The organism is Lysinibacillus sp. LK3 (assembly GCF_001043675.1).
Taxonomy (GTDB): domain Bacteria; phylum Bacillota; class Bacilli; order Bacillales_A; family Planococcaceae; genus Lysinibacillus; species Lysinibacillus capsici.
In genome coordinates, this window is the sequence record NZ_LDUJ01000005.1 from 19,624 (window position 1) to 31,324 (window position 11,701).

At 37.0% G+C, this 11,701-nt stretch carries 13 protein-coding genes, 1 tRNA gene and 1 other RNA gene; 11 read left to right on the forward strand and 4 right to left on the reverse strand.

Translation table 11 applies throughout. The annotated features are described in order from the left end of the window. Nucleotides 1-118 precede the first annotated feature (118 nt). The 5 genes from VK91_RS03990 (at nt 119) to VK91_RS04010 (ending at nt 3,806) form a co-directional block, all read left to right on the forward strand. Nucleotides 119-754: a deoxynucleoside kinase gene (locus VK91_RS03990; RefSeq protein WP_048391001.1), complete on the forward strand. Its 636-nt coding sequence runs from the start codon at nt 119-121 to the stop codon at nt 752-754. Further along, nucleotides 754-1,422, forward strand: coding sequence for a deoxynucleoside kinase (locus VK91_RS03995; RefSeq protein WP_048391003.1), 669 nt, complete (start codon nt 754-756; stop codon nt 1,420-1,422). The genes VK91_RS03990 and VK91_RS03995 overlap by 1 nt, the downstream gene beginning before the upstream one ends. Nucleotides 1,423-1,499: 77 nt before the next feature. After that, the gene (locus tag VK91_RS04000; RefSeq protein ID WP_369700604.1) at nt 1,500-2,039 is read left to right on the forward strand and encodes a TIGR00730 family Rossman fold protein; all 540 of its coding nucleotides are present in this window, start codon (nt 1,500-1,502) and stop codon (nt 2,037-2,039) included. A 138-nt stretch (nt 2,040-2,177) separates the two neighbouring features. After that, nucleotides 2,178-3,086, forward strand: a complete 909-nt coding sequence (locus VK91_RS23270; protein ID WP_048391008.1) for a PAS domain-containing methyl-accepting chemotaxis protein — start codon at nt 2,178-2,180, stop codon at nt 3,084-3,086. Between the two features lie 99 nt (nt 3,087-3,185). Next, nucleotides 3,186-3,806, forward strand: coding sequence for an RraA family protein (locus VK91_RS04010; RefSeq protein WP_048391009.1), 621 nt, complete (start codon nt 3,186-3,188; stop codon nt 3,804-3,806). 45 nt (nt 3,807-3,851) lie between these two features. Here VK91_RS04010 and VK91_RS04015 read toward each other — a convergent pair whose 3' ends face one another. The 4 genes from VK91_RS04015 to VK91_RS04030 all read right to left on the reverse strand — a co-directional run bounded on the left by VK91_RS04015 (nt 3,852) and on the right by VK91_RS04030 (nt 7,577). Continuing rightward, nucleotides 3,852-5,126 (reverse strand): cation:dicarboxylate symporter family transporter, encoded by a 1,275-nt coding sequence (locus tag VK91_RS04015; RefSeq protein WP_016995246.1) that lies wholly within the window; start codon nt 5,124-5,126, stop codon nt 3,852-3,854. Between the two features lie 92 nt (nt 5,127-5,218). Further along, nucleotides 5,219-6,097, reverse strand: a complete 879-nt coding sequence (locus tag VK91_RS04020) for a response regulator (RefSeq protein WP_048391012.1) — start codon at nt 6,095-6,097, stop codon at nt 5,219-5,221. Next, entirely contained in the window at nt 6,098-7,357 is a 1,260-nt protein-coding gene (locus VK91_RS04025) for a sensor histidine kinase (RefSeq protein WP_053075680.1), read from the reverse strand. 127 nt (nt 7,358-7,484) lie between these two features. Next, nucleotides 7,485-7,577: transfer RNA gene (locus VK91_RS04030), tRNA-Ser, on the reverse strand. A gap of 168 nt (nt 7,578-7,745) precedes the next feature. Between VK91_RS04030 and ffs the strand changes: the two genes are divergently transcribed. From ffs to VK91_RS04055, 6 genes are all read left to right on the forward strand, one after another. After that, nucleotides 7,746-8,013, forward strand: an RNA gene (gene ffs / locus VK91_RS22365) — signal recognition particle sRNA large type. A 141-nt stretch (nt 8,014-8,154) separates the two neighbouring features. Continuing rightward, nucleotides 8,155-9,939 carry a DNA polymerase III subunit gamma/tau gene (gene dnaX, locus VK91_RS04035; RefSeq protein ID WP_048391014.1) on the forward strand — a complete coding sequence of 595 codons (1,785 nt, stop codon included), beginning with the start codon at nt 8,155-8,157 and terminating at the stop codon, nt 9,937-9,939. A gap of 21 nt (nt 9,940-9,960) precedes the next feature. Continuing rightward, on the forward strand, nt 9,961-10,275 hold the full coding sequence (locus VK91_RS04040; RefSeq protein ID WP_004233957.1) for a YbaB/EbfC family nucleoid-associated protein: 315 nt from the start codon (nt 9,961-9,963) through the stop codon (nt 10,273-10,275). Nucleotides 10,276-10,286: 11 nt separating this feature from the next. Then, a complete protein-coding gene (recR, locus tag VK91_RS04045; protein WP_048391017.1) occupies nt 10,287-10,883 on the forward strand; it encodes a recombination mediator RecR in 597 nt (198 codons plus the stop codon). A gap of 13 nt (nt 10,884-10,896) precedes the next feature. Then, entirely contained in the window at nt 10,897-11,112 is a 216-nt protein-coding gene (locus tag VK91_RS04050) for a YaaL family protein (protein ID WP_004233954.1), read from the forward strand. Between the two features lie 75 nt (nt 11,113-11,187). After that, on the forward strand, nt 11,188-11,460 hold the full coding sequence (locus VK91_RS04055; RefSeq protein WP_048391019.1) for a pro-sigmaK processing inhibitor BofA family protein: 273 nt from the start codon (nt 11,188-11,190) through the stop codon (nt 11,458-11,460). Nucleotides 11,461-11,701 lie beyond the last annotated feature (241 nt).

Genomic DNA, 11,701 nt, shown 5'->3' on the forward strand with positions numbered 1-11,701 from the left:
ACTAGAACAATAGGTTGATTCTGTTTTTCATTTTCCTACTATGATAAAATGAAAGGTACTGATTCATTTTATGTAGGACACAATGATCGAATCCATAGAACAAAAGGAGGAGCTTCTGGTGACGGTTCCATTTGTTACGGTAGAAGGTCCGATTGGTGTTGGTAAAACCTCTTTATCGAAAGAGATAGCAGCGACATTTAATTACCATCTATTAAAAGAAATTGTAGACGAAAACCCTTTTTTAAATAAGTTTTATGAAAACATTGAGGAGTGGAGTTTCCAAACGGAAATGTTCTTCCTCTGTAATCGCTATAAGCAACTAACCGATATTAAAAAATTTCGTTTAGCACATGCCAAACCTGTTGTAGCAGACTATCATATTTTTAAAAATTTAATATTTGCGAAGCGTACATTGGCACCAACTGAATACGAGAAGTATGAAGAGATCTATAGAATTTTAACGAAAGACATGCCTGTTCCAAATGTAGTGGTTTATTTATATGCCAGCGTTGAGACATTAATGAAGCGTATCGCCATGCGAGGGCGAGAGTTTGAAAAGATGATTTCACGTGATTACATGGAGCAGCTTGTGGCCGACTATCATTCTTTTATCGAGCATTTTGAAAGCATGCATCCCGAAATTCCAGTTATTCGATTTAATGGAGATCAGCTTGATTTTGTAAAAAATCCCAATGATTTAAATCATGTTTTAAAAATAATTAAAGATACGTTACAACAAAGGAGTTTGCAATAATGAATTTAAGAGAGAAGTACGATATTCCACCACAAACGGTTATTACGATTGCAGGTACTGTTGGGGTAGGAAAATCGACGATGACAAAGGCTTTAGCAGAGGCACTGAACTTTCGTACCTCGTTCGAGAAAGTAGACACAAATCCATACCTTGATAAATTTTATGAGGACTTTGAAAAATGGAGCTTTCATTTACAGGTCTACTTTTTAGCAGAGCGTTTTAAAGAACAGAAGCGTATTTTTGAATATGGTGGAGGATTTGTACAAGATCGTTCTATTTATGAGGATACTGGCATTTTTGCTAAGATGCATTATGATAAAGGAACAATGAGCCCAACAGATTATGAGACTTATACAAATTTGTTTGATGCAATGGTGATGACACCTTATTTCCCACATCCAGATTTGCTTGTCTATCTTGAAGGACCTATTGATGCAGTTATTGGGCGTATTCAAGAGCGAGGACGTACAATGGAGCAACAAACACCGAATGATTATTGGATAGAAATGCATGAACGCTATGAAAATTGGATAAATAATTTTAATTCTTGTCCCGTTCTACGTTTAGATATTAATGATTATGATTTATTAAAAAATCCTGATGCCATTGAAGCAATTGTAAGCCGTATCAGTCATATGCTAAAACAAACAAGCCATTTACGAAAATAAAAGTAAAATAAATGACCAAAAAACGTGAGACAATATATAGCCGATTGTTTCACGTTTTTTGAATAGGAGGGATTATTATAAGAATCGCAGTGTATTGCGGATCCGGTTTGGGTAAAAGTCCTATTTATGCAGAGAAAGCTGCTGAGCTTGGTACAGCACTGGCAAAAAACGGTCACGGGGTTGTCTATGGTGGTTCTAAAACAGGCCTAATGGGGAAGGTAGCCGATGCTGTTTTAGCAGCTGGAGGAGAAGTGATTGGTGTGATGCCAACACATTTACAAAAGCGTGAATTGGCCCATACCTCATTAACAGAAATTCATATTGTAGACTCTATGCATATTCGTAAAGCTAAAATGGCCGAGTTAGCAGATGCTTTTATTGCTCTGCCAGGTGGCGCAGGGACTTTAGATGAATATTTTGAGGTATTTACTTGGGCTCAGATTGGACTTCATACAAAACCTGTCATTTTATATAATGTCCATGGATTCTATGATGCACTTCTACAGCATTTTAAAACAATGCTAGAGGAAGGCTTTATACGTGCAGAGCAAAAGAAGTTCTTACGTGTAGCGGCTACCTCTGAAGGGATTTTACGTTTATTAAAAAAACATGGATGAACATTCTCCAAGTTTTTTATCTTGATGCAGCAGGTACACTAACATCTGCTGCAATTACACTGAGGCATAATTAATGTAATATAAAAGTAAAATAATTAAATTTTAAGTAAAAAATTAGTAACGGATGGGGTGTTCTTTATGCATAGTGTAGAGGCTCAAGTAACCGATGATTTAGTAGTACAGGCTATTGAACGCAATATAGCCATTATCCGCTTCGATATGGATAGAAGAGTGGCGTATGTCAATGAACTATTTGCTCAAACATTAGGCTATACAGTGCAGGAAATGCTAGGAAAACATCATAAAGACTTTTGTTTGCCTGATTTCGTTAATAGTATGGAGTACGATAAATTTTGGCGCCACCTAACGGCAGGAAACAGCTATCAGGACAAAATAGAAAGAATTGATGCTAGAGGTAATATAATTTGGCTAGAAGCGACATATATGCCTGTCTTCGCAAATAATACAAGAAAAGTAATAGGTGTATCCAAAATAGCGACCAATATCACTGAACGTCAACATGAGATAGTTAGTGTTGCCGACAAGTTGAAGGGCATGTCTAATAAGCTTTACCAGCGTTCAGAGGCGGGCATTCAAAATAGCCAAGATCTACTAGAAACCATTAAAGTGGTTTCAAAGGAATCAAATGAAAATGTGAGTAATCTTGTACAGCTTCAGAAACAAGCAGATTCTATTAAAGGGATTGTCAAAACTATACAAGAAATTGCCTCACAAACTAATTTATTGGCATTAAATGCAGCTATTGAAGCCGCTAGGGCTGGAGAATATGGTAGAGGTTTTGATGTAGTGGCGAAAGAGGTACGTAAGCTTTCTGTAAGAGTTGAACAATCTATTTCAGAAGTGAAGGATAATGTGGAGGGTATTGAGCGAGAAATTGGTCAGGTGACTGATAGTATTACAAAAATAGCAGAAAAAATAGGTAAAACAAATGAACAAATTACTGTCACAGCAAACGACTTTAGTGAAATAGCATCTGCTGCTGAAGCCTTAGACGAGCAATCAAAGCAATTTATTGAAATTATTTAATTCTAATAATGACTACTATTTTCGAGATATATTGAAATAGGATATATTTTTTATTTACAATACTAGTGTAAGTCATTAATCATAATAGGGGTGTTATGTATGACAAAAGTGGAAGTAAGCTTTCAGCATTTACCAACAACAGCTATTTCAGATGCAACTGGTGGGCATACCAATGTGCGAAGTGATATTAAGCCGTTAGCAGACCATTTTAAAGTTGCTGGGCGAGCTGTAACTGTACGTTTACCAGATGGTGAAAATGGGGCAGTTTTGGAAGCGATTAGGGCTGCAAATGAAGGGGATATTTTAGTCATTGATGCAAAAGGAAATACAAACCGAGCTGTTGCTGGAGATTTTGTGATCTCCTTAGCAAAAGGGATAGGTGTACAAGGTTTTGTTGTGGATGGTGTAATCCGTGATATTGCAGCAATTCGCGAATTAAATTTCCCTGTATTTTCGTTGGGCACTACTGTAGCAGCAGGCAATAAAAACGGCGGTGGTCAAGTAAATGTACCGATCGCCATTGGAGGAGTTACGGTTCATCCTGGTGATTATATTATTGGGGATGTGGATGGTGTAATTGTTGTGCCACAGCAAGATGCTGAAAAAATTGCTGTAGCGGCAGAGGCTAAGCTTGAAAAAGATGAAAAACGCGCTCAAGAAGCACATGCCAATGGAAAAGAATCAATTATCGCTTATTTAGATAAAGTGTTAGCAAAATAAAAAAACCCTCACGATGCCATCCAACATCGTGAGGATTTTTTTAAATTACGCTAGATTTTCATTATCATTAAAGTAATTTTTCATCTTTTCTCGATCGAAACGGCCTTCCCATTTAGCCATTACTAATGACGCTAATGAGTTACCAATTACGTTAACAACTGTACGTCCCATATCAAGAATACGGTCAATACCAGCAATGAAGGCTAGTCCCTCAAGTGGAATACCTACAGTACCTAAAGTTGCTAGAAGTACTACGAATGATACGCCTGGTACACCTGCAATACCTTTTGATGTAACCATTAATACAAGCATTAACGTAATTTGTTCACCAATGCTTAGGTGAATACCGTACATTTGTGCAATAAATAATGCTGCAATGGCTTGATATAGTGTTGACCCATCTAAGTTAAAGGAGTAACCGGTAGGTATAACAAAAGATACAATATCCTTTGGCGCCCCTAATTTCTCCATTTTCATCATAATACGTGGTAACACAGCTTCAGAACTTGCTGTTGAGAAGGCTAAAATTAGCTCATCTTTTAATACTTTAATTAAATAGAAGATGCTGATTCCTGCGAATTTTGCCACAAGTCCAAGAACGACAAAGATAAAGAATAGCATTGTTGCATAAACAAGAATTGCTAATTTGGCAAGCGGAACCAGTGAAGCAAACCCATATTTGGAAACGGTTACACCAATTAAACCAAATACCCCTAGTGGCGCGAATTTCATTACGAGGTTTGTTACCCAGAACATAGCATCTGCTACCCCTTGGAAGAAGTCTAAGACTGGTTTCCCTCGATCTCCTACTGCAGCAACCCCTAAACCGAAAATAACTGAGAAGAAGATAATTGCTAGCATATTACCTTCAGCCATTGACTGAATAATATTTGTTGGGACAATGCCTACAATGATATCAAATGGTCCCTCATGCTGAACTTCCTCAGTTGTTGATACATACTTCGAAATATCCCCTTGAGATAATTCATTCATGTTAAGACCTGCACCAGGTTGGAAAATGTTTGCGGAAAGTAATCCAACTACGATTGCAACTGTAGTAATAATCTCAAAGTAAATTATAGATTTCCCGCCTAATCGTCCAAGTTGCTTCATATCTCCAGTACCAGCAACACCAACGATTAATGTCGAAATAATAATCGGTACAACAATCATCTTAATAAGATGTAAAAATATATCCCCTAATGGTTGTAGATATGTCTCAATTTTGGGATTTCCGTAAAAGATACCACCAACAATGATCCCTAAAATCAAACCGATTAAAATCTGAGCGGCTAAACTGACTTTAAATTTCTTTTTCAAATCCTTTGTACCTCCCCTAATATTAAATTTTTAGGACACGCCTTACTTTAATAATACGGAGGACTTATGGAATCCGACAAAATCCGAGAAAATTAATTTACTTTTGTTAAAATGTCTGAATATAACACTTGAATAAACTTCTTAATATTTACCTTTGCTTTACGATTATCGTGATCTTCAATCTGTGTCATGAGCTGACGAATTTCTTTAAAATCAAAGTAGCGAGGGGCATAGTACTCGAATTCTGAGTTTGTGTAATCAACAACCCCTAAATTAGCGAGATTAATCATGGCAGCTAATATTGTACGACGCACACGCTGCTCGATGGCTTTACTCTCTTTTAAAATTTCATCTGGCGTAGCCTTGGTCACAGCTGCAATTTCTTCATAAAGCTCTTTTAATGGAGGAAGGGGGGCAATCTTGTGCTGGTGAGCAAGTAATGTTTCTATAATGGCAATGATATCCTCACTACCAATTTCCCCGACAATCCCCATATCATTCAAAATAGATTGAATATGGTCTCGTGATGTAGCTTTATGAGTCTTTTGTTCACTTAACTCAATATTTGTAAGTGATTGACGTATCACTAATAGTGAATTTTTAAGTCGAAATTGTTCAGTTGTTTTTTTCAAAACATTTTCGACTTCAATACGATTGATTGGTTTATGAATGAAGAAATCAATTCCTTGCTCATATGCTTCGCCAACCATTTCCTTATTCACTACCTGTGAAATCATAATAAATTGTCCCTCAAAACGATTTTGCATAAGTTGTTCCACAGTTGCTATGCCATCAAGCTTAGGCATCAGTAAATCAATAAGCACAAACTCTGGCTGTGTCATTAAAATTTGTGGAATGGCATCCTCACCATTGCGAGCCTCACCAATAACTGTTCCTAACCCGCTATCTTCAATAATTTGCTTTAACATAACACGACTTGCACGATCATCATCTACAATAAAATACCTCATTTAAGTCTCTCCCGTTTGAATAGTTTGCGTAGGAATTATGATTTTAAACGTTGTGTATTGATTGTTTGATTCAACGGTTATTGAGCCTTTTAATTTTTCTACTAGTTCAGCAACATGTGAAAGCCCAATGCCAGTTGCTGCAACACCATCAACATTGAATTTAGTGGTGTATCCAGGTTCAAAAATAACAGAAATATCTGCTTGTGAAATCCCTTGTCCATTATCACATACGGTTATTACAGTATTATCCTCTTGGCGCTCAATAGCAATAGAAATGATCCCTTGCTTTTCAATAGCCTCAACAGCATTGGCTGATAAATTATTTAATAGAGCAAGGAGTGCAATATGATCTTTCGTTTGAAAATCGAAGTCTATACATGTATTAAATTGTATTTCCTTACCGAGTAATTCTGCATATTTCCTATTACCTTCTTCAATATAATGCAATAATTCTGATAATACAAAAGGGCCAAAGCTCTTTTCACCGACAATCTTTGAAATACCAGCATATATCCGTTGAGAATCCTTTTTCACTTCATGGATTTCCTGGGCAATATGAAGTGCTTGTAAACTTTCCGCTCGAAAACCTAGCGTCTTTAACTGACGATATAATTCATAACCACTACCTGTAATTGTTTCAATATGATTCATTGACTTTTTTAAATATAGTGTCTCCACATAGAGATCAGATCCAATATTCAGCATTTCTTGTACCCGTTTTTTTTGTTCAGCTATCAAAATAGAGCTGTAAATCCCTACTACAAAAAAGCTTCGTAATAATGCTACTGCTAATAGGATCAAGAGATCATGGAGAAATAAAAAAGTATATGTTTGGACAAAAAAGCGGAAAATTTGTTCAGCTAAATTACTGATAACCTCACTAAAAGCAACGAGTAAACCAAGTTTTAGTGGTTTTTCTCTGTATTGTTGAATATCTAAAATTTGCAGGCATACTGCAAACAATACATAAAATAAACCAGCTGGTAAATGGTTAAATATACTCTCGGCAATCGGAACATCATGTAATGTCGAATTAATAACCCGAAAAATAGTTGTCACAATACTGGTAGCTACACCGGCTAAAATAATTGGTGTAGGTTTAATTAATGTGCATAAAAAGAAGACAATGGTTCCTAAACCAAAACGGAAAGTTGTATTAGCAAAAGGCATAATTTTAATTTCACTACCTATTGCGGTCATAACAGCAATAATGAAAATCCAAGTAAGGGAAGCACGCGTCATAAGTAATTTCGATTGCAATTCAACAACCTCCCATCATTGATATAATAAAAAATACCACAACCGAGGCGGAAGTGGTATCTAACAAGTAATACATACAATTTGGGCAAAAAAAAAACGGCTACATTCGTAGTCGGAAATTTAAAACTGGAGGAGGTAGAGGGATTCGAACCCCCGCGCGGTGTTACCCGCCTGTCGGTTTTCAAGACCGATCCCTTCAGCCAGACTTGGGTATACCTCCATGTTATATTGCTTTACTGTCTTATCGACAAAAATAAATTTATCATAACTAGAAACGAACGTCAAGATAATTTTTGAAAAAATATATAATGTTTAAATTGTCACTTAGAAATAAATAATTTGTGCATTAAGTTGCATTTTACACAAACAGTCAGTATACTAGTTATTGCCGTGCTAGGTGGGAAGGTAGCGGTGTCCTGTAACTCGCAATCCGCTCTAGCGAGACTGAATTCCTTTTTCGAGGCTGTCCGTATTGTTTGGTCTGCCTTTTGCACGTAGTGTTGACGATTGGGTCCTGCGCAATGGATACCCATGAACCATGTCAGGTCCGGAAGGAAGCAGCATTAAGTGGTCTTATTCATGTGCCGCGGGGTTGCCTAATCTGAGCTAACGACAAGAGTAACGCTTATGTGCGGCTGTCAAGGAAAGGTGCACGGCATTAAATTGCCAATTCAAAGCATCCGTCTATTATAGGCGGATGCTTTTTTATTTTAAATTTAGCATCTTCATTTTCTATATAATGCTGCAAATGCTATAATAAAACTATTCAATTAAATGGAGAAGGAGAGAGGAAATCAGTGACGTATCAAGCATTTTACCGTGTGTATCGACCGCAATCTTTTCGAGAAATGTCTGGTCAAACACATGTCAAAAGAACGCTACAAAATGCTCTCCTAGCAAATAAAACAACACACGCTTACTTGTTTTCTGGGCCCCGTGGTACAGGGAAAACAAGTACTGCTAAAATCTTTGCGAAGGCCTTGAATTGTGAACATGCACCATCGAAAGAGCCTTGTAATGAATGTGCTACATGCATGAGTATTACAGATGGTTCTCATCCAGATGTAATTGAATTTGATGCAGCCTCAAATTCACGTGTTGAAGAGATTAGGGATATCATAGAAAAGGTTCGTTTTGCTCCCGCAAGCAGTAGATATAAGGTGTACATCATAGACGAAGTGCATATGCTTTCTACAAGCGCTTTTAACGCTCTTTTAAAAACGTTGGAAGAACCACCTCCTCATGCTGTGTTTATTTTAGCAACTACAGAGCCTCATAAATTGCCTGCTACGATCATTTCTCGTTGTCAGCGTTTTGATTTTAAACGACTTTCTACTAATGATATTATTGAACGTATGAAGGTTGTTTTGGAAGATATTGACTTGCCATATGAAGAACAAGGTTTAAAGGTGATTGCACAATCAGCCGCAGGGGGAATGCGTGATGCTTTAAGCTTATTGGACCAAGTTGTGTCTTTTAGTGGCGAAAAATTAAAACTTGAGGATACGTTATTAGTTACAGGTTCTATTAGTCAGGATGTTTTTTATGATCTAGCGGAGGCACTTAAAGTAAAAGATGTTGCGCAAATGCTTGCCCTTTTAGAGCAACTTATAGCTGACGGTAAGGACCCTTTGCGGCTCTCAGAGGATTTAATTACATTTTTCCGCGATTTATTATTACTTCAAACAAGTGATGATTTAGCTGAACTTTTAGAGCTTGTATCTCCTGAGGAACGTGTATTCACTTTAGCACACGAATTTGCACCAAATATGCTTTATGGGTATATTGATATACTTGCAAAAACACAGCAAGAGATGCGTTTCTCTCACCATACAAAAATTTATTTAGAGACGGCTTTGCTTAAAATGGTACAGTTTTCAGGAGGGATAGCCCATCAAACGGTGACTACAAATGAAATGGGAGAAAACCCTGATCTCACTCAAAAAATTGTGGCTCTTGAACAGCTGGTTCAGCAACTATCCTTGCAACTGCAAACGGGGACTCCTGTGCAAACGCCGACAGCACAAAAAGAGCAACGGCCCCGAGCTAAAAGTCCGAATGGTTATAAAGCACCTACAGGTCGTATTCAGGAAGTGCTGAAAGATGCCACAAAGCAAGATGTGCAACGCATTAAGTCCATTTGGGCGCAAGCCTTAAGTCAAATGCAAAAATCACAATCTGCTCTTTTAGCAGAAGCCGAACCTGTTGCGGCATCTTCAAGTGCTTTTGTGTTAAAATTCAAGTATGATATTCATTGTCAGATGGTTGCCGACAACCAGTCTTTAAAGGCTCACTTTACACAATTAATTGCAGGGCAAACTGGTACAATGTACGAGATGCTATGCATACCAGAAGAATCATGGTTAAAAATGCGTGAAGAGTTTATTCGTGATCATGGTCTGCAGCAAAAGAAATCACAGTCTGAATCAGAGCATGGAGAAGAATTATTAGAGCCACCACCGGCAGAAATGCCAGAAGAACCATTTATCGATGATGCCCAACCTCTTGCTTCACAAGATCCACTTGTGACAGAGGCTGAAAAGCTCTTTGGTAAAGATTTTGTTGAAATTATTGAAGATTAAATTTTTTAGGAGGAAACATTTATGCGTGGAATGGGAAATATGCAAGGTATGATGAAAAAAATGCAAAAAATGCAAAAGGAAATGATGGAGGCACAAGAAGCTTTAAATGCTGAGCAATTCGAAGGTGTTGCAGGCGGCGGTATGGTGAAAGTAACAGTTTCTGGTCAGCGTGAAGTAGTTTCAGTAAATCTGGATGAATCTGTAGTAGACCCAGAAGACATCGAAATGCTACAAGACCTAATTGTTATTGCAACAAATGAAGCGTTGAAAAAAGTAGAAGAAAAAACAAACTCAACTATGGGTAAATTCACGCAAGGCTTAAACCTTCCATTCTAGGAGGTATTCATATGTACTACCCAGAACCAATATCTAAATTGATCGATAGTTTTATGAAATTGCCAGGTATCGGGCCGAAAACTGCGGCTCGTCTGGCGTTTTTTGTGTTAACAATGAAGGAAGATGATGTATTATCTTTCTCTAAAGCACTGATTGATGCTAAACGAAACCTAAGCTACTGTTCTGTTTGTGGCAATATAACAGATGTAGATCCATGTCACATATGTACAGATAAGCAACGAGATCATTCTATTATTTGTGTTGTACAAGATACAAAAGATGTGATTGCAATGGAAAAAATGCGTGACTACAACGGTATGTACCATGTACTTCAAGGAGCAATTTCACCAATGGATGGTATTGGTCCAGAAGACATTAATGTTGCTTCTTTGCTAGTGCGCTTGCAAGATGAAAGTGTCCAAGAACTTATTTTAGCTACAAATTCAACAATCGAGGGTGAGGCAACCGCTATGTACATTTCTCGCCTTGTCAAACCGTCTGGCATTCGTACAACCCGTATTGCTCATGGATTGCCAGTAGGTGGAGATCTAGAATATGCAGATGAGGTTACGCTATCTAAGGCAATGGAAGGCCGACGCGAGTTATGAGTGAGGGATTAGTATGTTCTTCCGTAGTAAAGGGAAATTAAAAAAAGAATTCGATGATAAGCTTGTGAATCTGATTAAAGAAACAAAAGAGGATTTACAACAGGCAAAGATAATAGAAGAATTAATGGATGATTATGACCTAGGTGTAATTGCTCAACGCAAAACAGCAGAAAGTATTCATTTCTATTTGTTTAAGGAAGCTAGAATTCGTAAGGTATTAATAAAATAGTTCTCTGTAAAATATTCATAGAAGCAAAACAGGAAACATAAACTTTCATAATTATTTAATTGAGGGGGCAACTATATGTCTGGGTTAGTAATTATGAGTATTTGTATTCCTGTCGGGCTTCTTTTTCTTTATGTAATAATAAGACATGCTAAATTGGGTAAAATCTTAGAAGGATTATCGGTGTTCTGGTTTAGATTTGCATTTGCTTTTCTACTATTATTCGTAATCCATTTAGGTATTGGTTATATAGGATATAATGTGCCAATCAATCTGTTTTCGGTCTTAACAATCGCTGTTTTAGGTATTCCTGGTGTCTTAGGAATAACAGCTTTAATATTTATTTTATAAAAGGCTTGCAATATAAAAAGATTATGGTATAATTATAAAAGTCGCTAATACAACTGATTGAAACGAAAAATAATTTTAAAATTATTGTTGACGCAGTTTGTGGCGCGTGGTATTATATAAGAGTTGCTGCTGAAACAGTAGTGAACGATATGAACCTTGAAAACTGAACAAGCAAAACGTAATCAATAAAGTTTTAAGTAGCTAGTTTTGCTAGTGAACGAAACACAATTTTGGACATCAA

What these genes read in the sequence shown, in the direction of transcription:
- VK91_RS03995 (WP_048391003.1), top strand. Translation starts at nt 754, where the DNA reads ATGAATTTAAGAGAGAAGTACGATATTCCACCACAAACGGTTATTACG.
- VK91_RS23270 (WP_048391008.1), top strand. Translation starts at nt 2,178, where the DNA reads ATGCATAGTGTAGAGGCTCAAGTAACCGATGATTTAGTAGTACAGGCT.
- VK91_RS04010 (WP_048391009.1), top strand. Translation starts at nt 3,186, where the DNA reads ATGACAAAAGTGGAAGTAAGCTTTCAGCATTTACCAACAACAGCTATT.
- VK91_RS04020 (WP_048391012.1), bottom strand. Translation starts at nt 6,097, where the DNA reads ATGAGGTATTTTATTGTAGATGATGATCGTGCAAGTCGTGTTATGTTA.
- VK91_RS04040 (WP_004233957.1), top strand. Translation starts at nt 9,961, where the DNA reads ATGCGTGGAATGGGAAATATGCAAGGTATGATGAAAAAAATGCAAAAA.
- recR (WP_048391017.1), top strand. Translation starts at nt 10,287, where the DNA reads ATGTACTACCCAGAACCAATATCTAAATTGATCGATAGTTTTATGAAA.
- VK91_RS04050 (WP_004233954.1), top strand. Translation starts at nt 10,897, where the DNA reads ATGTTCTTCCGTAGTAAAGGGAAATTAAAAAAAGAATTCGATGATAAG.
- VK91_RS04055 (WP_048391019.1), top strand. Translation starts at nt 11,188, where the DNA reads ATGTCTGGGTTAGTAATTATGAGTATTTGTATTCCTGTCGGGCTTCTT.